General features: G+C 69.6%; 22 protein-coding genes and 1 pseudogene. 7 read left to right on the top strand and 16 right to left on the bottom strand.

Going from position 1 to position 25,926, the window contains the following annotated elements; translation table 11 throughout:
• Window positions 1–24: 24 nt before the first annotated feature.
• On the bottom strand, window positions 25–471 hold the full coding sequence (locus ACIBCT_RS00815) for an ATP-binding protein (RefSeq protein WP_344891301.1): 447 nt from the start codon (window positions 469–471) through the stop codon (window positions 25–27).
• 2 nt (window positions 472–473) lie between these two features.
• The gene (locus ACIBCT_RS00810; protein WP_012887265.1) at window positions 474–824 is read right to left on the bottom strand and encodes an STAS domain-containing protein; all 351 of its coding nucleotides are present in this window, start codon (window positions 822–824) and stop codon (window positions 474–476) included.
• 254 nt (window positions 825–1,078) lie between these two features.
• On the opposite strand from ACIBCT_RS00810, the gene ACIBCT_RS00805 reads away from it, so the two are divergent.
• Window positions 1,079–3,376 (top strand): DEAD/DEAH box helicase, encoded by a 2,298-nt coding sequence (locus ACIBCT_RS00805; protein ID WP_399185297.1) that lies wholly within the window; start codon window positions 1,079–1,081, stop codon window positions 3,374–3,376.
• 576 nt (window positions 3,377–3,952) lie between these two features.
• On the opposite strand, the gene ACIBCT_RS00800 is transcribed toward ACIBCT_RS00805, so the two are convergent.
• From ACIBCT_RS00800 to ACIBCT_RS00775, 6 genes are all read right to left on the bottom strand, one after another.
• Window positions 3,953–4,456, bottom strand: coding sequence for an Rv3654c family TadE-like protein (locus tag ACIBCT_RS00800; RefSeq protein WP_399186078.1), 504 nt, complete (start codon window positions 4,454–4,456; stop codon window positions 3,953–3,955).
• Window positions 4,457–4,635: 179 nt separating this feature from the next.
• The gene (locus ACIBCT_RS00795) at window positions 4,636–4,968 is read right to left on the bottom strand and encodes a TadE family type IV pilus minor pilin (RefSeq protein ID WP_399185296.1); all 333 of its coding nucleotides are present in this window, start codon (window positions 4,966–4,968) and stop codon (window positions 4,636–4,638) included.
• A 77-nt stretch (window positions 4,969–5,045) separates the two neighbouring features.
• Entirely contained in the window at window positions 5,046–5,273 is a 228-nt protein-coding gene (locus ACIBCT_RS00790; RefSeq protein ID WP_399185295.1) for a DUF4244 domain-containing protein, read from the bottom strand.
• Window positions 5,274–5,904: 631 nt separating this feature from the next.
• Window positions 5,905–6,816 carry a type II secretion system F family protein gene (locus ACIBCT_RS00785; protein ID WP_399185294.1) on the bottom strand — a complete coding sequence of 304 codons (912 nt, stop codon included), beginning with the start codon at window positions 6,814–6,816 and terminating at the stop codon, window positions 5,905–5,907.
• A 34-nt stretch (window positions 6,817–6,850) separates the two neighbouring features.
• Window positions 6,851–7,567, bottom strand: coding sequence for a type II secretion system F family protein (locus ACIBCT_RS00780; protein ID WP_399185293.1), 717 nt, complete (start codon window positions 7,565–7,567; stop codon window positions 6,851–6,853).
• Between the two features lie 1,077 nt (window positions 7,568–8,644).
• On the bottom strand, window positions 8,645–8,800 hold the full coding sequence (locus tag ACIBCT_RS00775; RefSeq protein WP_399185292.1) for a hypothetical protein: 156 nt from the start codon (window positions 8,798–8,800) through the stop codon (window positions 8,645–8,647).
• 158 nt (window positions 8,801–8,958) lie between these two features.
• Between ACIBCT_RS00775 and ACIBCT_RS00770 the strand changes: the two genes are divergently transcribed.
• Window positions 8,959–9,453: an RNA polymerase sigma factor gene (locus tag ACIBCT_RS00770; RefSeq protein ID WP_399185291.1), complete on the top strand. Its 495-nt coding sequence runs from the start codon at window positions 8,959–8,961 to the stop codon at window positions 9,451–9,453.
• Between the two features lie 2 nt (window positions 9,454–9,455).
• On the opposite strand, the gene ACIBCT_RS00765 is transcribed toward ACIBCT_RS00770, so the two are convergent.
• From ACIBCT_RS00765 to ACIBCT_RS00745, 5 genes and pseudogenes are all read right to left on the bottom strand, one after another.
• The gene (locus tag ACIBCT_RS00765; RefSeq protein WP_399185290.1) at window positions 9,456–11,507 is read right to left on the bottom strand and encodes a tyrosine-type recombinase/integrase; all 2,052 of its coding nucleotides are present in this window, start codon (window positions 11,505–11,507) and stop codon (window positions 9,456–9,458) included.
• Between the two features lie 479 nt (window positions 11,508–11,986).
• A complete protein-coding gene (locus ACIBCT_RS00760) occupies window positions 11,987–13,267 on the bottom strand; it encodes a tyrosine-type recombinase/integrase (RefSeq protein WP_399186077.1) in 1,281 nt (426 codons plus the stop codon).
• 78 nt (window positions 13,268–13,345) lie between these two features.
• A pseudogene (locus ACIBCT_RS00755) lies at window positions 13,346–14,224 on the bottom strand (TadA family conjugal transfer-associated ATPase); the annotation flags it as partial.
• A complete protein-coding gene (gene ssd / locus ACIBCT_RS00750; RefSeq protein ID WP_399185289.1) occupies window positions 14,224–15,270 on the bottom strand; it encodes a septum site-determining protein Ssd in 1,047 nt (348 codons plus the stop codon). The gene ssd and the pseudogene ACIBCT_RS00755, both read right to left, overlap by 1 nt.
• Before the next feature lie 1,041 nt (window positions 15,271–16,311).
• Entirely contained in the window at window positions 16,312–17,085 is a 774-nt protein-coding gene (locus tag ACIBCT_RS00745) for an oxidoreductase (protein ID WP_399185288.1), read from the bottom strand.
• Window positions 17,086–17,715: 630 nt separating this feature from the next.
• Here ACIBCT_RS00745 and acs point away from each other — a divergent pair.
• From acs to ACIBCT_RS00725, 4 genes are all read left to right on the top strand, one after another.
• Entirely contained in the window at window positions 17,716–19,701 is a 1,986-nt protein-coding gene (gene acs, locus ACIBCT_RS00740) for an acetate--CoA ligase (protein ID WP_399185287.1), read from the top strand.
• 699 nt (window positions 19,702–20,400) lie between these two features.
• On the top strand, window positions 20,401–20,874 hold the full coding sequence (locus tag ACIBCT_RS00735; protein ID WP_399185286.1) for a phage holin family protein: 474 nt from the start codon (window positions 20,401–20,403) through the stop codon (window positions 20,872–20,874).
• Complete coding sequence (locus ACIBCT_RS00730) at window positions 20,871–21,794, top strand: alpha/beta fold hydrolase (RefSeq protein WP_399185285.1); 924 nt, start codon at window positions 20,871–20,873, stop codon at window positions 21,792–21,794. The genes ACIBCT_RS00735 and ACIBCT_RS00730 overlap by 4 nt, the downstream gene beginning before the upstream one ends.
• On the top strand, window positions 21,791–22,231 hold the full coding sequence (locus ACIBCT_RS00725) for a DUF309 domain-containing protein (RefSeq protein WP_399185284.1): 441 nt from the start codon (window positions 21,791–21,793) through the stop codon (window positions 22,229–22,231). The genes ACIBCT_RS00730 and ACIBCT_RS00725 overlap by 4 nt, the downstream gene beginning before the upstream one ends.
• A gap of 49 nt (window positions 22,232–22,280) precedes the next feature.
• Here ACIBCT_RS00725 and ACIBCT_RS00720 read toward each other — a convergent pair whose 3' ends face one another.
• From ACIBCT_RS00720 to nth, 3 genes are all read right to left on the bottom strand, one after another.
• On the bottom strand, window positions 22,281–23,480 hold the full coding sequence (locus ACIBCT_RS00720; protein ID WP_399185283.1) for a MarP family serine protease: 1,200 nt from the start codon (window positions 23,478–23,480) through the stop codon (window positions 22,281–22,283).
• A gap of 165 nt (window positions 23,481–23,645) precedes the next feature.
• Entirely contained in the window at window positions 23,646–24,305 is a 660-nt protein-coding gene (locus tag ACIBCT_RS00715) for an NUDIX hydrolase (protein ID WP_399185281.1), read from the bottom strand.
• A 113-nt stretch (window positions 24,306–24,418) separates the two neighbouring features.
• Window positions 24,419–25,138, bottom strand: a complete 720-nt coding sequence (nth, locus tag ACIBCT_RS00710) for an endonuclease III (protein WP_399185280.1) — start codon at window positions 25,136–25,138, stop codon at window positions 24,419–24,421.
• A gap of 87 nt (window positions 25,139–25,225) precedes the next feature.
• On the opposite strand from nth, the gene ACIBCT_RS00705 reads away from it, so the two are divergent.
• Window positions 25,226–25,906 carry a Crp/Fnr family transcriptional regulator gene (locus ACIBCT_RS00705; protein WP_399185279.1) on the top strand — a complete coding sequence of 227 codons (681 nt, stop codon included), beginning with the start codon at window positions 25,226–25,228 and terminating at the stop codon, window positions 25,904–25,906.
• The last annotated feature ends 20 nt before the right edge of the window (window positions 25,907–25,926 follow it).

The following is a 25,926-nucleotide window of genomic DNA, read 5'->3' as shown; positions in this document are numbered from 1 at the left end:
GCCCGGCCGCCGAAGTCTTCTGTTTCAGACCGGAGACAGTCCGTTGGTCGCCGCGGGCCAGCTCATGCGGATGCGCATGCCCTTCGGGCTCGGGTAGACCTGGACGTCGTCGGCCAGTCCCGCGATGACCGCGATGCCGAAACCGGCCATCAGATCGTCGGGGAGCTGCCCGAACGGATCGTCGAACCCCAGGAGGGCCCGATCGTGCTCCAGCTCGTCGCTGGGGGCGGAGTCGGTGACGGTCACCTCGAAGCGCCCCAGGTCATCGCGTAGCTCGATACGGATCGGCTCTCCCGGACAGTGGAGACGGTGCGCCTCCACGGCCCGCGAGCATGCCTCACCGACAGCGAGCCGTACCTCGTCCAGCAGTGACTCCTGCACACCGGTGCGCCTGGCGATCGCCGTGGCGACCAGGCGCGCCGTCCGCACGTGCGCGGGGAGGGCACTGAACGTCAGCTCGACGGTAGCCACGACTACTTGTCTCGACCGTGAGCTTCCTTGGCCTCCTCCACCGAGGCGTAGATCCCGAAGACCTTGGTGAGCCCGGTGATCCGGAAAATCTTCAGGATGCGCTCCTGGGTGCAGACAAGCTCCAGTGAGCCATCGTGCGCCCTAACTCGCTTGAGCCCGCCGACCAGGACACCAAGGCCCGTGGAGTCAAGGAAGTCGACCTTCTCCATGTTGACGAGCAGGTGGAAGTTCCCCTTGTTGACCAGGTCGATCAGGAGCTCACGCAATCTGGGCGCGGTGTAGACATCGATCTCACCCTCGACCTCAACGATGGTGAGACGGTCCTCGGAATGGTGGTCCAACTTCAGATCCACAGATCCTCCAGCGCCTTGCCTGCGAAAGTACCGATTCGAGCGTGCCCCCCGGGACCGAGGTGACCCCTGGGCGACAAGCCCCGACGCGCGGCATTCAACCATGCGTACGCTCAGTGTCTATACGAAATCACGATTCCCGGCGACTCTGCCCACAGATGTGAGACTGGAAACCAGTGACCCCGCCATCATCCTCGCCCCTCCGGGCGGGCGCCGCGCTCCGCCGCCTGCTCGACGTTCCCGCACGTCGCGAGCGTGTGACCCATGTGGAGCACGTTCCCGCACGTCAGGCCGGTGACACCAGGTGGCCGGACTGGGTCGACGAACGGCTTGTTACGCGCTGGGCGAACCACGGTATTTCCGGTCTGTGGCCCCATCAGGCCGAAGCGGCCGAGCTGCTCCACCGTGGCCAAAACGTGATCATCGCCACAGGCACGGCGTCCGGGAAATCGCTGTCCTACCTGGTCCCGGCGCTCTCCGCGACACTGGAGGGCGGCACGGTGCTCTACCTGTCGCCCACCAAGGCGCTGGCGGCCGATCAGCTGCGCTCGCTGCGCGAGCTGGACCCGCCCGAGCTGCGCGCCGCCGTGTACGACGGCGACACCCCCTTCGAGGAGAGGGCCTGGATCCGCAGGCACGCCAACTACGTCCTGACCAACCCGGACATGCTCCACCGCGGCCTGCTGCCCCGTCACACCCAGTGGTCGGCCTTCTGGCGGCGGCTGCGGATGGTCGTCGTGGACGAGTGCCACGGCTACCGGGGCGTGTTCGGCTCCCACGTCGCCCAGATCCTGCGCCGCCTGCGCCGGATCTGCGCGCGCCACGGCTCCCACCCGACCTTCCTGCTCTCCTCGGCGACGGCCAGTGAGCCCGAGGTCTTCGCGATGCGCCTGACGGGCCTCCAGATGGCCACGGTGACCACGGACGCCTCACCCCGGGGTGCCACGACCTTCGCGCTGTGGGAGCCGCCCCTGACCGATCTGCGCGGTGAGGGCGGGGCCCCGATCCGGCGTCCCGCGACCGCCGAGAGCGCCGACCTGCTGGCCGACCTCGTCGCCTCCGAGGTGCGGACCCTGGCCTTCGTCCGCTCCCGCCGGGCCGCCGAGTCCGTGGCCCTCACCACCCGGGCCAGGCTCCAGGACCTCGTCGTCGGCGCGGGCGCGCCCGAGGACCTGCCCGGCAAGGTGGACGCCTACCGGGCCGGGTACCTGGCCGAGGACCGCAGGGCACTGGAGAGGGCGCTGCGCTCGGGCGAGCTGCTCGGCCTGGCGACGACCAACGCGCTGGAGCTCGGCGTCGACGTCTCCGGCCTGGACGCCGTCCTCATCGCGGGATGGCCGGGCACCCGCGCGTCGCTCTGGCAGCAGGCCGGCCGGGCGGGACGCGACGGGCAGGACGCGCTCGCGGTGCTGATCGCCAGGGACGACCCCCTGGACACCTACCTCGTCCACCACCCCGAGGCCCTGTTCGGCAGGCCGGTGGAGACGATCGTGCTCGACCCCGGCAACCCGTACGTGCTGGGTCCCCACCTGTGCGCCGCCGCGGCCGAGCTCCCGCTGACCCACGACGACCTGGACGTCTTCGATCCGGCCGCCAAGGAGGTGCTCGCCGACCTGGTCGCCCGGGGACTGCTCAGGGAGCGCGCCACGGGCTGGTTCTGGACCAGCAGGGAACGCGCCACCGACCTCGCCGACATCCGGGGCGCGGGCGGCGCGCCGATCCAGGTCGTGGAGATGTCCACCGGGCGGCTGCTCGGCACCGTGGACGAGTCCTCGGCCCACACGGCCGTGCACACCGGCGCCGTCCACGTGCACCGGGGGGAGACGTTCCTGGTGGCCGAACTCGACCTGGAGGCCGGGGTCGCCCTCGTCGAGGCCGGAGCACCGGACTACACCACCTTCGCCAGGGACGTCACCGACATCTCGATCATCGAGTCCCTCGCCTCGCACGCCCTGGGCCCTGGTGAGCTGCACTTCGGCTCGGTGGAGGTCACCAACCAGGTCGTGGGCTACATCAAGCGTCGGGCCCAGAGCGGTGAGCTCATGGGCGAGGAGCCCCTAGAACTGCCCCCGCGCACGCTGCGGACCCGTGCCGTCTGGTGGACGCTGCCCACCTCGGCCGTCGCCACGCTGGCCGGGGAGGGACTCGACCTCGGCGGAGCGGCGCACGCGGCCGAACACGCGGCCATCGGCCTGCTGCCGCTTTTCGCCACCTGCGACCGCTGGGACATCGGTGGTGTCTCCACCGAGCTCCACGCCGACACCGGACTGCTCACCGTCTTCGTCTACGACGGCCACGAGGGCGGGGCCGGCTTCGCCGAACGCGGGTACGCCCGCGCCCGCGACTGGCTCACCGCCACCCGCGAGGCCATCGCCTCCTGCGAGTGCGAACGCGGCTGCCCGTCCTGCATCCAGTCCCCCAAGTGCGGCAACGGCAACGAGCCGCTGGACAAGGCCGGAGCCCTCCGGCTTCTGGCGGTCCTGCTCTCCCACGACGCGCCGGACCGGGACGTGCCACGGACGGAACCGTCCGCGAACGTGACATCCGGGTCATGACGACGGTCCTGGAGCCTGACGGCGTCGACACATCGTGATGCGATCCATCGTCACGCGGCCACCTCGTCACGCGCCCACCTTCGTCGCACGGCCGCCTCCTCACGCCTCCATCATCGTCACGCGACCGCCTCGGCATCATCGTCACGCGTCCCCCTCGGCATCATCGTCACGCGCCCACCTCGGCGGCCTGCCGGTCACGGACATGCCGGTCGTCGTTCATCTCGCCATTCGTCACGAGAACACTCGTCAATCGTCGCGGACACGCTCTTGCTCAGGGGGGTACGTCCTCAGCGGGGGTACGTCCGTCATTCGGCGCGGGCACGTTGTCATTCGGCGCGGGCACGTCCGTCGTTCATCGCGGACACGACGTCACTCGGCGCGGGTACATCTGTCATTCGTCGCGGACACGTCGGTCGTCGGCCCAGAAATCGATCGCTTCCGGTTTCGGGCGTTCCCAGAATTCGCTCTCCTCCATGAAGCGGGGCGCCGGAAGAAGACAGCCGCCCCACCCGCATCCGTCCGTCCTCGACAATGCGCTCTCGTTCTCACCGGTTCACTCTCATCCGTTCGCTCTCGTCAGTCTGCTCTCATCGGCTCCCTCTCACCGGCCGGTTCCTCATCGCCCGCCATTACCGGCTCATCCGCATCGGTTCGCGCTCTTCCGTCCGCCCCCGTCGATTCGCCTTCGTCGGTCCGCCGCCACCCGTCGGGATCGGTCACATGAACGGGCCCGGCACGTGCCCTGGCGGCCATCACCACTCTTCCTTTCAACGGCAGCGCGACCTTCATCGCCACCTCGATCTCGACGACGCCGTCATCACCGACGGAACAGCGGGTCACGGCGCTTCCGTTCTTCGCGGCGATGGACGCGGCTTCCGCACAACCCCGGTCAGAGCCCACGAACGCCAGCCGGGCGGCGGCGAGCGCGCTCAGATCGGCGGCACCCTGAGCCCGATGGCGCGCGACACGAGCCGTACCGGCGAACGCGACCGCCATCGCGACGGCGAAGACCAACGCCATGAGCGCGACCGTCCAGATCGTCGCCGACCCCCGGTCGCGGCCCTTCCCCATCACATCCATCCCGGCCACGTTCACCCCCCTCGCCCTGCCCCGTCCCGGCCCCCGGCCTTCGTCGTGCCTCGTGCACACCCGTCTCCGTTCTCCGCCGCTTCGCCCCTTCACCGAGGGCCGCCTCGCTTCCACTCCCACGATCGGCAGGTGACTCACTTCGCTCTTTCCCTCGCGATGGTCCGCCGGGCTTACGGCTCCAGCCCCGGCTCGGTGGCCGAGACGGCGGCCGCGCGAACGGTGACGCCTGGGAGAAAGGCTCCCCAGTCGGGTCTGACCTCGACGGCGACCTCCACGCGGGCCGTGCCCGAACCGCGGGCCACCGTCACGCGCGCATCGGCCGGGACGGCCGCCAGGACATCGCCACGGACCTTCTCCACCGATTCACCGCGTGAGACGGCCCGAGCTCCGGCCCGAGCCGCGTCCACGCACTCCAACTGCGCCCCGACCGCCGCCACGGCCCACAGACCGGCTCCCAGCACGACCATGAAGGCGGGAAGCACCGCGGCCGTCTCCGCGGTCACCGACCCTCTGGCCCCTGTGAACCGCCGAGAACCTCGGGAACGCCGGGAGCGACAGGGGGCCGGCGCCGCGGGGAGCCTCATCCGGCGGTGCTCAGCGCTCGGTTGATCAGAGCCGTGACCATCTGCTGGACGTCGGAGCTTGTCACCACCTTGAAGAGAAGCGCGGCGAACGCACAGGCGGCGATCGTTCCGACCGCGTACTCCGCGGTGGACATGCCTCGGTCACGATGAGGACCGGACACCAGCAGTTCCCAGCGCGCGCGCAACCATCGTGGCCGGCCACCCCGTACGCGACCGGCGCTCATTCCAACCATTGCTCCTCCTGAAGCTCTCACCCGGGCCCAGCGCCCGGCGTCAGCCCAGGGTCGTCCATGCGCCCGTCCCCCGGATGACCCGAACGACGTTCTGTGGATAAGCGTGAACCTGTGGATATGTTTCGCGTCGCCCACGACTTCACCTTCACGACGGAGGACCGCCGGCCTCCGTTCACGCATTCGTGTTCGCGGGTCTTCGGCGCGCTCATGAAATCTCACCGCGCTCACGCCCTTTTCCGCGCGGTGGCTCCTCACATGACGGCCCGACGGTCCGATCCCCTGCGCTCGGGATCCTCGGCGAACCGGCACCTCGCCATTGCGGCGCTTCAGCAACCCCATGGCCCGGCATTCCGACGGCTCGGCATTCCGGTTGCCCGACGGTCCCGCCCGGCGAAAGACCATGGTCATCGCACTTACCGGTACGGGTCAGCGGCGAGGGAGCCGATCCGTACCGGTAGAAGTGCGGAGGACAGGAGAGAAGTGCACACGACGGGCATGTGACACGGACGCCGAAGGACTCCGCCTCCGGTAGGAGATGTGGAAATCTCAGGAAGTCTGTCCACAGGCATCAACGTTTTTCTGTGGACAACCCTGGGCCGACGGGGAAAATCCTGTGGATAACTCAGGGGAGCAGAACCTCACCCGCCAGTCCGGCCACGACGGGAATGATCCCCAGAAAGACGAACGCCGGCAGGAAACACAGCCCGAGCGGGGCCACGACCTGGACCCCGACCCGCTGGGCCGCAGCCGCCGATACGGCACGGGCGGCCTGGCGAGAGTCGTCGGACAGCCTGGTGAGGACCTCCGCCACCGGGGCACCGCCCAGCGCGGCCCGGCTCATGACCCGTGCCAGGGGGGCGAGTGAACGTTCGGAGGCCAGCGCCTCCCATGCGCTCTCCGGGGCCGCTCCCAGCCTCAGTTGACCGCTCACCCAGGCCAGCCTGTCACCCAGCGGCCCGCCTACCGCCTCCACCGTGACGTCGAGGGCTCCGGTGATCGGCTGGCCCGCGCGCAGGGAGGCGACCAGGAGATCGGCCGCCAGTGGCAGATCCGCCGTCACCCGCTCGCGTTCCCTGCGCAGTTCCGAGGGCTCCCGTCTCCGCAGGACCGTCAGCGCGACACCCGAACCGGCCAGGCCCGCGCAGATACCCGGGAGCCCTCCTACGACCAGGAACATCGCCACCCCCGCCCCAAGGGCGACGACGATTTCTCCTCGGTCCGGTCGCCGTCCCGGGGCACCGTCGGCCCTCGTCGCCATCGGCGAGAACGTCTTCTCGGCGGGCGAGGACATCACCCGGGCAGAGGACGTCAGCCGGGCAGCGGCGATCACGCCCATGGTCGGCGGGAAGGCCGGGGAGAGTGGCGAGGCCGGGGGAACCCGACCGCGGCCCGCCCCCGTCAGCGGACCCGTCGTCGGCGAACCCGCCGGTAGTGATCGTGACCGGACGCGACGAAGCCGGTCGGCCGGTTCCCGACGGGCCGTCCACAGCCGCCCGGCCAGACCGGCGAGCACCACGGCCAGTAAAGCGATCACTGTTCTCCTCCTCGTACGTCCGATCTCGTGAGCGTCAGGCCCGCTGGGCGCGGGCGACCAGGCGGCGGGTCCACCACAGGCCGCCCAGGTCGAGACCGAGACCGACGACCAGGCATCCCACACCCAGCGGACCACCGAACAGGAAGTGCAACGGCCGCATACCGAGGCCGGTCGCCATCAGCAGACCGAGGAGAGGCAGCCCCGCCAGCAGGCGGGCCGTGGCGCGAGGACCCGCGAGCTGGGCGGCGACGTCACGACGGTGAGCCTCGGCCTCCCGGAGGGAACCGGCGACACGATCGACGAGAGCGGCGAGAACCGCCCCCGTGGTGACGCTCACCCGCCAGCAGGCGGCCAGCCCGCGAAAGGCCTCACCGCCCTGCTCCGGCCGCACGGCGAGCAGCGCGGCCGGAACGTCACCACCGTCTCTCGCGGCCGCGACCACCGGGCGCAGGACCAGAGGGTCGGGAAAGTCCACGGCCTGCACAGCCCGTACCAGCGCCTCACCGGCCGTTCTTCCCGCGGACAACTCGGCGGCCAACGCCTGGCACAGTTCGATCGACGCGATCCGCCAGGCGGCCTCGCGTCCGGCGGGCCGCGAGCGGGCGTTGAGCCTGTCACGCAGGGAGACAGATCCGGTCGCACGGCCATGCCGCATCCGGTGCAGCCGGGCGGTACACGGGTCGAGGCCCGTCCACAGCCATGCCGACAGGGCTGCGAGGGCAAGGGCGGCGCCCGTCATGATGCCGGCCATGACGGGAGATCCGCCGCGCGCGGCCCGTGGGGTGACGACGGGGAGGAAGGGTACGGCCTGCGCCGGGAGATTCGGGGAGCGGGGATGTCCGGTGCCCAGGCGGGAAACGCGGCTTTCGGGGAGACCGGGGAGACCGGGGAGACCGCAGAAGCCGGGGAAGCCGCAGGAGTGGCGAGAGAAGCGGAGGGCCGGACGGCCAGAGGCGGAATGCCCGGCGCTCGGGCCACGAGGGCGGGAAGGCCTGGCCCGGGGTTCACCTGCCCGTCCGGGGTGAAGGTGAGGGCCGGTTCCGCCTCGACCAGTCCTGAGGGGCGGCGGACCATCATGCAGACCTCGGCGACCCGGCGACGACCGTCGGCGTGGTCACGGGCGAGATGGATGACGACGTCCAGAGCGGCGGCGATCTGGCTGTGGACCGCCTCCCGGCTGAGCCCCGCCGCACACGCCAGCGCCTCCAGCCGGGGTGGCACGTCGGTCGCGGTGTTGGCGTGCAGGGTGCCTTCTCTGAACTAGCGCCGCGGTGACCTGGTGACCTCACGTTCGAGCAGTCTGGTTGCGCTTGGTCGGTGGGCTGGCCGCATTGACTTAGTGGCTTGCCATCTTCGATGAAGAGGGATTCAAGGATGGGGTGAATCTGACTTCACAGTTCGGGGAGCTCGATGCACTTACTCAATGACGCCACCTTGCGTCCCGGATGCCCGCCGCTCGTGTGACATGCCAGGAGCCGAGACGGCGGGCTTCGGCATGCCCTGACCCGGTGACTCTCTGTAGTACTTTATGCCGACCTGTTGACTCTCTGTGTACTTTGCATCACACTGAGCTGAACTATCTCGGCTCCTGGCCGATGTCCCGGGATAGGTCGGAAGATCAACTTAACAACGCAAGGTGGAGTCACGTGGCCAAGACCACGCGCTCAGACGTCTCCCCGTCCCCTGTGCGGGGCGGGGAGCGTCCGCGCAACGACGTTAGACCAGCTTCTTTAGCCTCCCTGGATGAAGGGACCGGTTCTGCTGCGCAGTTGCAAAGCCCGGCCGAAGGCCGGCCCGAAAGCGTAGGTCGGTCGGAGGCGGAAGGCACTCAACTCTCGAACCGACGGATCCCCTTCTGGAGCACCTGCAGCTTCCTGGCCTTGTATGGCGTCCAGGAGCTTCCGTTGGTGCTGGAGCCCGGTGTAAGGGAGGGGTTGGAGACCAGCTCCCACGCGCTGGCGATCGTGCTGGGTGGCTTCTTCATTGCCGAGGTACTGCGGCGTGCCTGGAACAGGGTCACGTCATTCGTGCATGTGGAGGGGATTATCCGGTTCGGTCGCCGTGGGAACCAGGCCCCGAGGGCTCGTGGTTGATCAAACCTCCAGAGCTGAGAACTCCTCCGCCCGGGAAGATGCTTCTCGGGTGGGGGAGTTCGAAGCATTCTTCCACGGAGAGTATCCCCGCTTGGTGCGTGTGCTCATGCTCACCGGGGCGTCCCTCGACGAGGCGATGGACGTAGCGCAGGATACTTTTATAGATGCTTATAGCAAGTGGGACATGCTGAAGGCTCCAAGCGCATGGGTCCGGCGCGTAGCCTTTCGAGGCTTTTTTAAGCAACGGGAAAGGACCCGCAGGGGGGTAGAAATTGCCTCCCAATCTCTTACCTTAGGCCTCGACATTGAGCAGAGCGCAGAGCAAGCAGTCCTAGGCCACGAGGAAGAAGGTCGGGTTTCTCGTTTGCTGGATGAGCTGCCGCCGACTCAACGTATGGTGTTGGCCCTTAGATTTGACGGCCTCTCAACGAAAGAGATCAGCGATCTTCTAGGTAAGAGCCCAGAAGCCATCCGTAAGAATCTGCAACTCGCGCGACAGCGACTGAAGGAACTCACTAAGGCCAACGAATCTGGCAGACGATGACGTCATTTTTGTTGGGGAAATGTGATGGTGCGGCTGGCGATGCCGGGAAAGGACGGCATGCCGAGATTGATCGTGGTCGCGCGGCGGGCTCGCTCATCGAGCTGGGCGAGCTTGCCGTTGGCCGCGGCGAGGGTGACGCCCAGCTGTTCGACGTCGCCCAGCCAGCCATGTTTCTCGGCTTCGGCGATGCGGTCGATCATGTTGTCGCGGATCTCGGCTATTCGCGCCTTCTCGGACGGGTCAACGCGAAGGAGCGGGCACCTGACACACGAGTGCTCATGCTGGCAGCTCGTTCCATAGGCCCGGCCGCACTCGCCCAAGCCCAGTTTCCGCCGCTGGAAGTGGCCAAGGAATTCCTCCCACTCCTCGTCGGTGGGAGTGCGATACTCCTCGCTAGGGCGCAGGACGCGTCGGCGGGCGATGAAGGCTCGGTGCCCGTTGATCACCTCTTGGGGATAGACCGTGTGATATCCCATGGTCGTATTGATGTCCTTGTGCCCCAAGATTAACTGGGTGATGTGTGGCGGCATTCCGTTCAGGATCGCTTCGGTGGTGAAGAGCCTTCGGAAGTCATGGGGCGTGTAGTGCAGAGGCTGGCCAGTAACGTCGGTGAGGCCCGTCGCCTCCAGGAGTTCATTGAGACTTCGGCGGATCGTTTGGTTGGAAACGGGCCGGTCGACGCCGCCCCATTTCCACTGGAACAACAGCGGCCTGGGCGGGTTCCAGACGCCCTCGGCAAGGTCCCAGGCGGTGACCAGGGGGATTCTTCCTGTGCTGTCGCGTACTCGAGCGACGACCGCGGCCAGGACATCGGCCAGTTCGACGTCAATGACCAGCAGGCGCTCCTCGTCAGTCTTTGAAGGGGCGATGTGCAGGAGCGGGATCAATTCGCCGGTGTCGGGAAGCGTGTATTGGGTGAGGCTATAGTGACTGGTCTCCAGCATCTCCTCGATCCGGGCGCCAGTGTGGCGCAAGAATTCCACTGTTGCCCAGGCCCAGAACGCCCGTTGCTCGGCGCGGCCGAGCTCACGTCGGCGGCCCGTGGTGTCGATGGCACGACCCGATTCAAAGGAATCAGGAGAGTCCGAGTGCTTCGGCTTGGTGAGTGTTTCGCCTAGGACGGTGAAGGACTCACCTGGACCAGCGGCGTTGAACGCATCGAGGCGAATGCGGGCTTGGCGAAGTTGCTCGTGCGCGGCGTGAACGAGGGCAGGCAGCACTGGCAGCCGTTCACGTGTGCGTTGATCCATCCGGGCCTTGCGGTTGGAGTTGCGCTTCTTGGAGGAGATCTCCGCAACGGTGATCGGTGAGGGCACTGCCCATGGCCCCCAGCGGGCCGGGTCCTCGGTCGCCCACTGGGCGATGTCGAGGTAGAACGCCCTGATGGTCGTCAGGTGGTCGACCGCACTGTGGCGGGGAGAGATCAACTCGGTGATGGAGCCGTCGGGTTGCCGTCGTCGGGTGACCTTCGTGCGCAGCCGTTCCTTCCAGGCCGAAGCCACCTCGCGGTCGAGGCGAATGGACTTGATCCCCGGCTGGTGGAGCTCAAGATCCTTCCAAAAATGCAGGCTCAGCGTTCGGGCGATCTGCCGCAGGCTGTTGTAGTCCAAAACGGGCTGGCGTTCGCGGAGATAGTCGACCAGGAGATCGCGGACCGGCGTGCACTGCAGAGCGTGGCGATCGACGAGTTGCTCAACGCTGAGCTGGCCGGCGTAGGTTTCCAGGTACTGCAGTGACGGCGGAGCATCGGCCGGAAACATGCCAAGATCGCGGAGGATGGTATAGAACACCGCCCGCCCTGAATCGGACTTGGCCCGGCACCTGCCCTCGGCTTCCCGAAGCTCGAGGCAGTCGCCGACGATGATGTCCCCGACGCCGCCTCCTTTAGCCAAGAGCACGGTCGCGATCTGGGTGAGCGCAGTGGTCCACCGTCTGGATGAATGCGCACCTGGGCCGATCGCTGCTTCAAGAGTCGCGAAGCCTTCCGGATCACGGTGGGTCGCAACCGCGACACGCCAGTAACGGGACTGGACGATCCTCGACAGCCAGTCCATATCCGGCCGGAGGACATCCGCGCAAAGCAGAGCGACCAACCCTGATCGAGCCAAGCCCGCATCACATGACCTGTCTTGTGCTGCCCACCAGGCTATGGGCGCCTCCAGCCACTGCTTCCCCAGATCTTGGGCGCCGGAGGCAAGCCATCGCTGCTGCCAGGTCTCCCCTGGGTGGGCTTCCAGCCATCGCAGCAACCTGTGCGCCCCGAGCCTTCTCGCTTTCTGCGAGTACTCAGTGTCGGCTCGCAGAGGCGGACTTTCCAGGCGTTGCCGGATCTGCTCAATGCTGTCGCAGGTGGCCGGCCAGGTCCCTGGAACTGATCGTGGCAGGAACCTCGCTCGGATGAGCTTGGACTTCTCACCGCTGAAGGAAGCCGAGGACTGCCCCAGGCGGGCATCCCTCACAGGGGGATGCTGCCCGCGGCGGCGGGGCTTTTGTGGCTGTGCCGCCTGCTCGGGGTCCTGGGTCTGAGCGGTCATCATGGGGTTCCGAACAGGGTTCGCAGCGATTCGGGGTTGTAGCCGGGAGCCGAGGGCGGAGCTGTTGCGGCTGGCTTGCCGACCCGCCGCTGGTGATAGGCGAGGGTGTTGGCAATGACTTCGTGCTCGTCAGGAGTGGTGTAAAGCTGGGTCGTGCTCAGGGAGACGTGGGCGAGGATCCACTGGACGTCAGTGATGGACAGCCCGGGATCTTTGGCCATCCGCCAGGCCGCCGTGTGCCGCAGGTCGTGGATGGTCCAGTTCGAGCCGAGCAGCTCGTTGGCGCGGTTGAACATGGCGCGGGCCGCCGTGTAGGTCAACGGCCGGAAGGGCCGCCTCAGGGTGAACCACAGCGGCTGGTTGAGGCCCCGAGGAGCACCCCGCTTCCAGATCTCTTCCTGGTAGAGCCGCAGCCAGACGAACGCGTCCGGCGAGGCCGGGATCTGCTGGACCGCCTGGCTGCCCTTGCGGGTCACCGAGACGAGCTGATCGCCCGGATAGACGTCGTCCTGTGAGGAGTCCAGGAGTTCCTCGGCGCGGGCGCCGGTCGACACCCAGAACGCCAGCAGAGCACGGTCCCGGTGGTACTTCAGCCCGGCGAAGAGCTGATTGAACTGCTCGTCAGGAATCCGCTTGGGGATGCGTTTGGGCACCTTGGGCCGGTAGCGGCCCTTTCGCTCGTGCTTGAACGGCTCCATCGGGTTGCGATGAGCATTCGCCCGGCCAGCTCGCCGTGACCGGTCCAGCGGGAACGGGTTGATGATCGGGCCCTGGCCGGTCTCAAGATGAAAGTCGTAGAAGCAACGCAGTGTCGTTTCCGCACGAGCCCTGGACGCCGGCGCGTACCTACTGCCTGGAGCCGCCTTCCCCGTTATCGGGTTCACCGCACCGGGCTGACTTTTCACTCGCGTGATCTTGCTCCCCGGCACATCGGGTGGGGTGCCGTCTCGGTATCGCCAGTGTGTACGGACTGGCTTGTCAGCGAGTTGCATCCACCGGGCGAAGTCCCGGCCTTCAACGCTGGTGGCCTGGTTCCAGGGCACTCCAACCGCAGCAAGCCATCGCCACCACAGCAGCAGGTCGTTCGCGTAGGCCCGGAGTGTCAACACCGACTTTTCCGCCGCCTGAAGATCAGCGAGCCAGACAGCCACCGGCTCCACCACCGCACCGTCAGCGTCCAGCAGCCGGTACGGCTCCCACTCATCGCCGGTCTCGGCCAGTCGCCCGACATCGTGCACGACCAACCCCGCCAGATCCCGCCGATCACTCCCACTGATCATGGGGCAGGACGCTAACAGAGACACCATCAATACGTCTCTGAACTGCAAAAACTCTTGATTTAGTTCAGATAATTTGACGCATCCCCCTTCATGGCCGGTGTTGAGGGCGGCCAGGAGATCGACCACCTCGGCCCCCCTCACCTCCCCCACGACGAGCCGGTCGGGGCGCATCCTCAGTGCCTGACGAACGAGGTCGCGCAGCCCGACCCCACCGGCGCCCTCGAGGTTGGGCGGGCGCGCCTCCAGCCGGACCACGTGGGGATGGAGCGGCCTCAGCTCGGCGGAGTCCTCGACCAGGAGCAACCTCTCGCCGGGATCCGCCAAGGACAGCAGGGCCGAGAGCATGGTCGTCTTTCCCGTACCCGTGCCCCCTGTGACCAGGAAGGCGAGCCTCGACTCGATCACCGCGGTGAGAACGGCGACGCTGTCGGCGCGGATGGCTCCCGCCTCGACCAGGTCCGCGAGGGTGAAGGTCCGCCGGGGCGGGAGGCGCAACGAGAGGCAGGTGCCGTTGGCGGCCACCGGTGGAAGGACCGCGTGGAGCCGGACGCCTCCGGCGAGCCGCGCGTCGACATAGGGACACGCGTCGTCGAGGCGCCTGCCCGCGGCCGACGCGAGACGCTGCGCCAGCCTGCGGAGGGCGTCCTCACCGGAGAAGACGACCGAGGTCGGGCGCAGCCCGCGGCCGTCGTCGACCCACACCTCTCGCGGACCGTTGACCAGGACGTCGGTCACGTCGGCCTCGGCCAGCAGCGGCTCCAGCGGGCCGGCCCCGATGAGGTCGGCGCACAGGACCCGTGCCACCGCCAGGATCTCCGCGTCACCGAGCACCGCCCGTTCGGCCCGTAGCGCGACCGCGACATGCGCGGCACTGGGCTCGACCCCCGTCCGGGCCAGCCGTACGCGAACGGCCTCCACCAGTTCCGGCGAGACCTTCGCCGGAGACGCGGCGCGCATCACGCGCCCGCCTCGAGCAGCTCGTGCAGGAACGCCGAGCAGAACCGCCCCAGGGGGCTGCGCCGGCCCAGCGGCGGAACGTCCCCGCGGTCGAGCGCGGCGGCGAGACCGGGCTGGTCGGGGACGTTCCCGCTGTGGGGAAGGCCGAGCGAGCCCGTCACCACGTCGTCCTTCAGCACCCCGCCGCGCACCACGGCCCGCACGTCACCGGTGTGGGCGCGCAGCCCGGTGAGCACCTGGGCCGCGGCGAGCACGCCCCGCACGTCGGCCGGGACGACCAGGAGGGTGGTGGTGGCCCGGCCGAGCGCCTCCGCCGCGGCCTGGTCGAGGTGGCGCGGCAGGTCGACGACCACCAGGTCGAACCCCCTGCGTCCCGCCTCCAGGACGGAGCGCATCGCCTCGGCCGGGATCGGCTCGACCTCGCCCCGGTGGAAGGAGAGCAGCGTCAGCCCGGCGAAGGTCGGCAGCGCCGCCTGGAGCGCGGTGCAGCTGACCCTGCCTTCGCGGGCGACCAGGTCGGACCAGCGCGCACCGTCCGCCTCCTCCTGACCGAGCAGGAGATCAAGGCCGCCGCCGAGCGGGTCGGCGTCGACGAGAAGGGTGCGGAGGCGCCGGCGGGACGCGGCCAGCGCCAGCGACCCCGCCAGCACGCTGGCCCCCGCCCCACCGCTCCCGCCCACGACGCACACCACGGCCGCCGGGCCCGCGGGAGGCTCCGCGACATCGGCGAACTCGTCGACCAGCCGCCGCTCGGCGGCGGGCAGTTCCAGCACGGCCTGCGCGCCGACCGCGACGCATTTGCGCCACGTGTCGGGGTCGTCGCGCTCCTGGGTGACCAGGAAGACGCGATGCCGGGGCGGCGGGCCGGTCGCGGCCAGGGCGTCGGCCAGGTCACCGCCGACGACGACCAGGGGTGCGCGGTTCCAGTGGGGCCGGGCGTGCGCGGGCGCGTGGGCGACGTCGAGCTCGGCTCCGGCCGCGGCGGCGATCCGGAGCAGGTCGTCGAGCAGTTCGTGGTCTTCGGTGATGACCAACGGGCGATCCACGGGTGCCTCCCTGGGGTTCGGGAGGCCCACTTTCGGTGACGCCTCCTCGTCCCCGTGGCACCGAACGCCGCACTGTGGAAAACCGGGCCGGAGGCGCTCCCCCTGTGGAAAACCAGCGGCGTGAAGGCGGGCACAGGGCCGGGCGAGCGGTGAAGGGGGGAGGGTGTACGTCCGGCACGACGACCACCGGGCGGGGACGTGCCCGTGGGGAGCCGTCTCACGACACACGTGCCCGTGGGAAGCCGTCTCAGGGCACGGGAACCGGCACGACGCGCTGGAAAAAGGCGACCCCCGCCGGGGGGGAGAGCGGGGGTCGCCGACCGGTCCGGCTCTGGGGGGGTAGAGCCGGTCCCGTTTCAGAAGAAAGCTTTCATCGACCGTCCGGAGCGCGCGGGATTGCATGCCTTCATGCGCGGTTACTCCGGTCTGGGGAGATACCTCCTTATGCTGCCCGATCAACGCGCATTTCGTCGAGGAGAAATCGGCGATTCTTACGAGTTTTTTTAATGTAACGATCCAGGCTCGGTTTTCCTCTCACCATGGACACGCCCGCCGTCGCCGGACGGGGAGGCGGTGACGTTCGGTGATCGTCACGGTGGGGAGAGCACTCCGCCACGGACCCCGGGCGACCCCGGTGATCTTCGCGAACCCGCGCCGGACGTCCCGGGACGGCCCGGCGGGAAGGGCCCGCCCCGACATTCCCCGATCCGTAAAGGTCTTGCTTTCAGGGGTTCCCATCAGCGCGGATCGGACGTACAAAGGTTGCACGGACCATGTGTCCGGGCACGGTCTCCGGGTACCCACGCGCCGCCAGCCGCGGGAGGCGCGTTGAAACGGGCTTGTCCCGTTTCAACGAATATGAGGTGCACGCTTGGTAACCCGTGCGAACGTGTCGACGACGGCGCCCCCATCGGGGGCGCCGTCGGTTCGTGCGAGAACCCGCTTGACGGTCGTCCGTAATCCGTGACGACAGGTCATCGGTCGCTCACTCCGAGGAACCGACGTCCCGACGGTGTCCCCGGAAGGGCCGGCCGTCGTGGGTCAGCCGCGCTGCATCGCCTCACAGATCGCCGTGGCCTCGCGGACGCCCAGCGTGACCGCGGACGCGCAGTGACGCACCCACGCGGCGACCCCCTCCGGGGTACCGCTCAGGTACGACCGCAACCCCTCCGCGTAGGACGGGCCGAGTTCGAGATGACCCACCTCGATCGCCACCAGCGATTTCGGGTCCAGGCCGAACTCCACCAGCGTCAGCCGCTCCGCCGCCCGCGCGACCACCCCGTCCGCCGACCCGAAGGGGCGCAGCACGGCGAGTTCCGCGTGGACGACGGCGGCGAGCACCAGCGCGGGCGCCTTGGAGGAGTCCGTGATCAGCCGCACCAGTCCGTCCACCCGCGCCACCGTCTCCTGCGGACCCGGCGCGGCTCCCAGGCCGAGTACGTCGGGCGCCTGCGCGACGGCCCGGGGACGGCCCAGGTCCTCGGCCAGGCCGACGGCGGCGAGCGCGTGCAGCCTGGCCAGCACCTGCCGGGGTACGGTGCGCCAGGTCGTGCCGAGCCTTCCCAACTCGGCCGAGACGCGCAGCGCTCCCTGGACGACGGGGTCGGTGGCCTCGGGGATGGCCTCCAGGGGGACGTCCACCCCCTCCAGGGCGGCGGACGCGCGGGCACCGCGCAGGGCGGACCGGGCCGACACCTCCGCGCTCTTGCGCCGCAGGACGCGGTGCCCGTACAGCCGGTCGACGGCCACGCGCGCCTCGGCGACCGCGTCGGACACGCCGGGCATTCCTGCGATGACAGCCAATGGGTCGCTCACGCTGCCCGACCCTACCGGGGCCGTCGTGGCGGGCCCCGGCCAGGCCGCGGGCCCGGCCCGTCCGGACGAGACCGTGGAGAGAATGTCCCGACGAGACCGCGGAGAAGAACCACGGGGAGGACGCACGAACGGGACCGTGGAGAAAGCCCGCGAGAAAGCCGCACGAACGGTGGAGAGATCCCACGGGGAAACCGCACGGAGGGGACCGTCGGACGAACCCTGCGGAAATGAGGACGAACCTCCGGAAATGGCCGGCGCACGCCCCGGGAACGCGACCCGAGCGGGAACCACCCGCCGAGACGGAGGATCGCGGACCGGACCGGACCGGAACCGGAGCCAGCGGCGGGGGCGGGAGCCCGAGGCGGGGTCGCCGATCGGCCGGACCGTTCGGCGACCGCATGACACCGCCCGGCGCACCGGCGCGACGGTGCGCGTTGAATAACACCTCCCACGTTCCTACCGTGGCGAAAACCCGACGGTCCCCGGATCGCCCCCCGCGGATGGAGTGTTTTGCAGGCAGATGTTCTGTCATCACCGATTGGTACAGACCTGTCTAGACCTCTTGTGGCGGGCACCGGTGGACTGGTGAAGTGGGACACGACCAGTCGATAGCAGTGTGAGGAGTGCGTAGTGGCCCCGGAGACCCCTGGTTCCGAGTCGCGTGAGACCCAGGAGACGCTGTCCAACCTGCTGCGGGAGACCCGGCGGTTCACCCCTCCCGCCGACCTGGCCGCCTCCGCGAACGTGACCGACGACGCCTACGCCGAGGCCGATCGTGACCGCCTCGCCTTCTGGGAGAAGCAGGCCGACCGGCTGACCTGGTCGAAGCGCTGGGACACCGTTCTGGACTGGAACCCGCCCTTCGCCAAGTGGTTCGTCGGCGGTGAGCTCAACATCGCCTACAACTGCGTGGACCGTCACGTCGAGGCGGGCCGTGGCGACAAGGTCGCCTATCACTGGGAGGGCGAGCCCGAGGGCGACACCCGTACGATCACCTACGCCGATCTGCTGCGCGAGGTCTCCAAGGCCGCCAACGCGCTCCAGGAGCTGGGGGTCGGCAAGGGCGACCGGGTCGCGATCTACATGCCGATGATCCCCGAGCTTCCGATCACGATGCTGGCCTGCGCCCGTATCGGAGCGATCCACTCGGTGGTGTTCGGCGGCTTCTCCGCGACCGCGCTCAGCGGCCGGATCAAGGACGCGGACGCCAAGCTCGTGGTGACCGCCGACGGCGGCTACCGCAGGGGCGCGCCCAGCGCGCTCAAGCCCACCGTGGACGAGGCCGTCGCCGAGTGCCCCGGCATCGAGCACGTCCTGGTGGTGCGGCGGACCGGTCAGGACGTCGCCCGGACCGACAAGGACGTGTGGTGGCACGACGTCGTGGACCGTCAGCCGGACGTCCACGAGGCCCTGCCGAACGACGCCGAGGACCCGCTCTACATCCTCTACACCAGCGGGACGACCGGCAGGCCCAAGGGCATCCTGCACACCACCGGCGGCTACCTCACCCAGACCGCCTACACCCACCACGCGGTCTTCGACCTCAAGCCCGAGACCGACGTCTACTGGTGCACCGCCGACATCGGCTGGGTGACCGGCCACTCCTACATCGTGTACGGGCCGCTGGCCAACGGCGCGACCAGCGTCATCTACGAGGGCACCCCGGACACCCCGCACCGCGGCCGGTTCTGGGAGATCGTGCAGAAGTACGGGGTCACCCTGCTCTACACCGCCCCGACGGCCATCCGCACGTTCATGAAGTGGGGCGACGACATCCCCGCGAAGTTCGACCTGTCGTCCCTGCGGATCCTGGGCAGCGTCGGCGAGCCGATCAACCCCGAGGCCTACATCTGGTACCGCGAGCACATCGGCGGCAACCGTACCCCGGTCGTGGACACCTGGTGGCAGACCGAGACCGGCGCCGTCATGATCAGCCCGCTGCCCGGCGTCACCGAGGGCAAGCCCGGCGCGGCCATGCGCCCGCTGCCCGGCATCACCGCCGACGTGGTCGACGACCAGGGCCGGAGCGTCGGCAACGGGGGCGGTGGATACCTGGCGATCCGCGACCCGTGGCCGTCGATGCTCCGTACGATCTGGGGCGACGACCAGCGCTTCATCGACACCTACTGGTCCCGTTTCGAGGGCATGTACTTCGCGGGCGACGGTGCCAAGAGGGACCAGGACGGCGACATCTGGCTGCTCGGCCGGGTGGACGACGTCATGCTCGTCTCCGGGCACAACATCTCCACCACCGAGGTGGAGTCGGCGCTGGTCTCCCACCCCAAGGTCGCCGAGGCTGCCGTGGTCGGCGCGACCGACCCGGTGACCGGCCAGGCCATCGTGTCGTTCGTGATCCTGCGCGGCAACGCCGAGGAGGGCGCGGACATCGCCGCCGAGCTCCGCGCCCACGTCTCCAAGGCCCTGGGACCGATCGCCAAGCCGCGTCAGATCCTCGTGGTGCCGGAGCTGCCGAAGACCCGCTCCGGAAAGATCATGCGGCGTCTCCTGCGGGACGTGGCGGAGAACCGCAGCGTCGGCGACGTCACCACGCTCGCCGACAGCACGGTGATGAACCTCATCTCGGAGAAGCTGCCCAGCGCCAAGAGCGAGGACTGAGCGAACCGGCGACCGGCAGGGGAGGCGGGCCCGTGACGGGCCGGCCTCCCCTGCCGGGAGAGCGAGCCCGGTGAACGCGAGCCCGGTGAACGGGCGGGGAGGGCGAGCCAGGCGAACGAGCCGTCGGCGGCGCCCCGTCCGCGGAGAGGAGGCCCGGGAACCGGGTCTCGGCGACCGCCCCGCCCCCCGGCAGCCTCCTGCCACCGTTCCCTCACGAACGGCCCTCCCCGCGACCGCCATCGCGCACGGCCCGGCTCCGTCACGCCACGCCGGGCGACTCCCCCGGGCGACCCCCGGCCGACACCGCCCTCGGACCACGCCGTCACCCCACCGCCCTGGTTTCCCGGCGTCCCCGTCCCGGGATCACCCGGCCCGCAGATCACCCCGCCCCGGGATCACACGGCCCCAGATCACGCCGTCCCGGAGATCACCCGTCCCGGGATCACCCCGTCCGGTACGGCGCTCCGGCACCCCCCTCCGATACGGTGCTCCCACCGCGCGCTCACCTCGTCCGGTCCGAATCGGTGGTGTTCGCCCGACCCTCACCGGGGTAGCTCTCGCCCTGATGACCAGGTACGCGACGACCGCCGACGTGCCCGCGTCGCCGGTTCCGGCGACGATCTCGTCGCGGGTGTGCGTGCGCGACCCCCTCGGCGCGCAGCATGATGTTCGACAAAGGCCCTCGATAGGAGATCATCCATGACACAGATCCCGCCGGCGGAGCCACAGGAGGAGACCCTGGGCACGCTGGTCGCCGCCGCCAGCGACCAGATCTCCACCCTGGTCCGCGCCGAGATCGAACTGGCCAAGGCCGAGTTCCGGTTCGACGCCAAGCGCGTCGGCATGGCCGCCGGTCTCTTCGGGGCGGCGGCGTTCATGGCCCACCTGTGCCTGATCCTCGGCTCGTTCGCGCTCGCCTACGGCCTGGTGGCGGCGGGCGTGTGGACCTGGCTCGCCTTCCTGATCGTCACCGTCCTGTACCTGCTCGTGGCCGGGGGGCTGGTCTTCATCGGCCTGCGGCGGCTCAAGGGCCTGACCGGGATGAAGCGCACCCTGCGATCGCTCAAGACGATCAAGAGCGGTGAGCGCGAGCCCGGCCTCGGTTCGAGCCCGGCCCCGGTCGCCGCCACCCAGGCCGACGGCCGTCACGACCCGGTGAGACCGGGCCGGTGAGCAGACCCGACGAGTCCGTGGTCAGGATCGACGGTCCGTGGACCCACCGATCCGTCCACGCCGGTGGCACCCGCTTCCACGTGGTGGAGGCCGGTACCGGCCCCCTGGTCCTGCTGCTGCACGGTTTCCCGCAGTTCTGGTGGTCCTGGCGCAACCAGCTGGTCTCGCTCCCGGCGGCCGGTTACCGCGCCGTCGCCGTGGACCTGCGGGGCTACGGCGCCAGTGACAAGCCGCCGCGCGGGTACGACCTTCGCACGCTGGCCGCCGACGCGGCCGGGCTGGTCCGCGCGCTGGGCGAGACCGGTGCGATCGTCGTCGGCCACGACTGGGGCGGTCTGCTCGCCTGGACCATGGCCGTGCTGGACCCGAAGGCGGTCCTGCGACTGGTGCCGGTCTCGGCGCCGCATCCCCGCCGCCTGCGCACCACCCTGTTCACCGAGCCGTTCGGCCAGTTCAGGGCGGCCCGTTACGCGCTGGGCTTCCAGGTGCCGCTGGTCCCGGAACGGCGCCTGACCGCGAACTCCGGCGCCAGGGTGGGACGCCTGCTGGAGCAGTGGTCGGGACCCGGCTGGCCGGAGGAGGAGGTGTCGAGGACCTACCGCGAGGCGTTCCGCATCCGCAACGTCTCGCACTGCGCGCTGGAGTACCACCGCTGGTTCGGCCGCTCCCAGCTGCGCCCGGACGGGTGGCGTTACGCCAGGACCATGCGCGCCCAGATCAACGCGCCGACCCTGCAGCTGCACGGCGCGCTCGACCCGCACGTCCTGCCCCACACCGCCCAGGGCTCGGGACGGTACGTGGCCGCCCCCTACCGGTGGAGGCTGATCGAGGGCGCCGGGCACTTCCCGCACGAGGAACGTCCCGAGGAGTTCGACGCCGAGCTCGTCGCCTGGTTGTCCGACCCGGAGCCGGACCGGTGAGCGCGCGGGACCGCGATCCCGACGGCAGGCCGCGCAACCTGCGTCCCCGTGACGCGTTCGGACGGCCGCTGCCGCACGGCGCGGAGGGGGTGGAGCGCATCCCGGACGACTACGCGCCGAGCGCCGAGGAGGCCCTCTCCGAGGCGCGCAGGCTGCTCGGCGAGGAGCGGCCGTTCCACGCCCACGAGGTGCTGGAGGGCCGGTGGAAGAACTGTCCCGAGGCCGAACGCGAGCTGTGGCAGGGACTGGCGCAGATCTGCGTCGGCCTGACCCATCTGCAACGGGGCAATCCGCGCGGGGCCGCGACGCTGTTCACCCGGGGAGCCGACCGGATCAGCGGCTACGGCATGCCGTACGAGCGGATCGCCAGGATGGCGCACGGGCTCGACGAGGTGGAGGCCGGGGAGGCCATCGCCAGGGTGCGGGAACTGCTCTGAGCGCGGGCGCCGCTCCGGCGGCCCCGGCCTCGCCGGCCCGTCCCCCGGCCTAGTTCTGGTCGCACTCCTGGGTGTCGACCTGGTTGAAGAGCTTGGAGCCGTCCTCGGCGTCCGGTGCGACCTCGGCGGCGGTGAGCGCGAAGCCGGTCTCCCGCTGGTTGAGCGCGGCGGCGAAGACCACGCCGTAGACCCGGCCCTGCGGGGTGAGCAGCGGCCCCCCGGAGTTGCCCTGCCTGACCTGGCCCCGGATGGAGTACACGTCGCGGATGACGGTCTTGCGCTCGTAGATGTTGAGCCCCTCGGCCTTCTGCTGCACCCGGATGCGCGCGGGATCGAGCGTGTAGCCCTGGCCGTGCGGGAAGCCCGCGACGATCGCGTCGTCACCCTTCTTGGCGGTGCCGTCGAACCGCAGGATCGGCATGTTGAGCCCGGTGACGTGCAGGATCGCGATGTCCCGGTCGGGGTTGTAGAGCACCACCCTGGCCGGATGGATCTTGTTGAGGTAGTCGGTGACCTGGAGGTCCTGGTCCACCCCGGCGACCACGTGCGCGTTCGTCATGATCTTGTTCTGGGCGTAGACGAAGCCGGTGCCCTCGATGTGCTTGCGGCAGCTGGAGGCGATGCCCTGGACCTTGACGATGCCCCGGCGGGCCCGCGCGAGCTGCCTGTTGTTCTTGGCCACGCTCCGGTCGGGCGGCGGGATCTGGACGAGCTGGCCGCCGCCGATGTCGTCGAACACCTTGGGGAAGCCGGAGGTGTCGAGGAAGTTCTTGATCGGCTTCTGCAGGTCCTTGGCGGCCCTGGGCAGCGTCTGGTCGACCGTGGACAGCAGGAGCGACCCGTTGACCTGCTCGCTGAGCAGGGTGAACTGGGACGAGGCGAGCAGCGAGCCGATCAGCCACGCGATGATCAGCACCGAGAACGCGCTGGAGAAGGTGCCTCCGACCGCGTCCACGGCCTTGGCGGGCTCCCAGGTGACGTGGCTGCGGACCACCGCGCCGATGGTGGACGACGCGAACTGCCCGATCGTGGCGGCGAGGAAGACGATGACGATCGCCAGCAGGGCACGCTCGGTCGCCCCTTCGACCACGGCTCCGGCGAGAAGCGGCGCGACGAACATCCCCAGCAGCGCCCCGCCGACGAAGCCGACGAAGCTCAGGGCACCGATGATGAATCCCTGGCGGTATCCCGACACCGCGAAGGCCACCATCAGGGCGATCAGGATGAGATCTAATAGATCACCGCTCACCCCTTTACGTTATCCAGCCCATGCGCCACGCGTGCACACCTTGGACGAGGTCTCTGCCAGATCGTGTCCGCGGGGCCGGCCGCCGCGTCGGCGCGAACCGGGCCGGGATCCGTCCCGGCCGGGCGTACCGGGCCGGCCGGCGGGGCCCCGGGGAGGGACGGCCCGTCAGCGGGAGGAGAGGCTCAGCACGTCGGGCGGGATGTCCTCCAGCCGCGACCGGTCCCAGGGGACCTCGAAGTCCGAGCCGCTGAGCACCCCGTCGAGCACCCCGGCGGTGAACCCCCAGACCAGCAGCCCGCGGACCCGGAAGGCGGGTCCCGCGTAGCCTCTCGGGTGGCGCAGCCCCAGCCGGTTGGCCGGGTCGGCGAGCTCGCGGAGCGGGACCCGCTCCACCGACTCCACCTCCTGCGGCGAGGCCGCGTGCACCGCGCAGGGGGTGTGCCACCAGGCCAGCACCGGGGTCACCCGGTTGTCGCTGTGCGCCAGGTAGAGCTCGGGCATGGTCCCGAGCACCCGGACGCCCTCGGGGTCGAGACCGGTCTCCTCGCGGGCCTCACGGAGCGCGGCGGCGACCGGGCCGTCGTCGGTGGGGTCGACCCCGCCCCCGGGGAACGCGGGCTGCCCGGCGTGGTTACGCCCGTGCCGGCTTCGCTGGATGAGCAGCACGTCCGGGCCGAACGGCCCCTCCCCGAACAGCAGCAGCACCGCCGCCGACCGCCCGCCCGTGGCCGGTGGGCGCAGCGGCGGGGGCACCGGCCTCGTCACGGCCCGCCCGGCCAGCGTCTCCAACCATCCGGGAACCTCCACCGGCGCACCTCCGACCATCCATGCTCGATCTTCGCAATCGTGTGCAACACGGCGCCCGGCCCGTCGCTTCCCGGCCCGGCGGTCCACGGTACGACGATCACGAGGGGAGCGGGACGGGCGACCCGCCGTGATCACGAGAACGGGCCGGGGCGGACCAGCCTGGCGGCCTTGACCGGGTCGATCGGGCCGAGACCGTACGAGGGGCAGAGCGCGGCGAGCGGGCAGACGCCGCAGGCCGGCGTGCGGGCGTGGCAGATGCGGCGGCCGTGCCAGATCAGGCGGTGGGACATCATCGTCCAGTCCCGCCTGGGGATCAGCCCGGCGACCACCTGCTCGATCTTCACCGGGTCGGTCTCCGCGGTCCACCGGAACCGGTGGGTGAGCCGCTGGAAGTGCGTGTCGACGGTGATCCCGGGCACCCCGAACGCGTTCCCGAGCACGACGTTGGCCGTCTTGCGGCCGACCCCGGGCAGGGTGACCAGGTCCTCCAGACGCCCCGGGATCTCCCCGCCGAAGCGCTCGCAGACGGCCTGGGCCATGCCGATGATGCTGGTGGTCTTGGCCCGGAAGAAGCCGGTGGACCGGATGATCTCCTCCATCTCGGCCCGGTCGGCCCCGGCATACGCTTCCACGGTGGGATATTTCGCAAAAAGGGTAGGAGTTACGGTATTAACTCTTTTGTCCGTGCACTGTGCGGACAGAATGGTCGCGACCAGCAGTTCGAGAGGGCTGCGGAAGTCAAGCTCGCAGTGGGCGTCAGGGTAGGTTTCAACCAGGATCCGGTCCATTCGCCGAGCTCGGCGTACCAGGGCGAGCCGGGATTCCTCTACGGGGCTGACGTCGCGGAGCACCCCGACAGCCTACGCTCCAGGCCCCCTGAAGAGGTGCACGGTGGGATGGGTCACAATGACTGCGTGAGCCGTGAAACAGGAGGCACCGTGAACTCCGACGAAGTGCTGGGCAAGGCCCCTCTGTTCGCCGCGCTCGACCGTGAGAGCGCCGCGGCGCTGCGCACGAGCATCACCGAGGTCGAACTCTCCAAGGGACAGAACCTTTTCAGCGAGAACCAGACCGGTGACCGCCTCTACGTGGTGCTCGAAGGGAAGATCAAGCTTTCCCGCACCGCGCCCGACGGCCGGGAGAACCTGCTCAGCGTGCTCGGTCCGAGCGAGATGTTCGGCGAGCTGTCCCTGTTCGACCCCCGCCCCCGTACGGCGTCCGCCACCGCGCTGACCGACGTCCGGCTGGCCGGGCTCGGGCACGACGATCTGCGCCCCTGGCTGACCGGCCGCCCGGAGGTGGCCCTGCACCTGCTGCGCGCGCTGGCCCAGCGCCTGCGCCGCACCAACGACGTCCTGGCCGACCTGGTCTTCACCGACGTGCCCGGCCGGGTGGCCAAGGCCCTGCTCGACCTGGCCGAGCGCTTCGGCCAGCGGATCGACGACGGCGTACGGGTCCACCACGACCTGACCCAGGAGGAGCTGGCCCAACTGGTGGGCGCCTCCCGCGAGACCGTGAACAAGGCGCTGGCCGACTTCGCCCAGCGCGGCTGGCTGCGCATCGAGGCCAAGGCCGTGGTGATCATGGACCTGGAGCGGCTGCACAACCGCTCGCGCTGACCGGTCCCGAGCGGAGGTCC

It is taken from the genome of Streptosporangium sp. NPDC050855, assembly GCF_044456585.1.
Taxonomy (GTDB): Bacteria; Actinomycetota; Actinomycetes; order Streptosporangiales; family Streptosporangiaceae; genus Streptosporangium; species Streptosporangium longisporum.
Note: the sequence above shows the minus strand (reverse complement) of the source record. Positions and strands in the feature narration are given on the sequence as shown.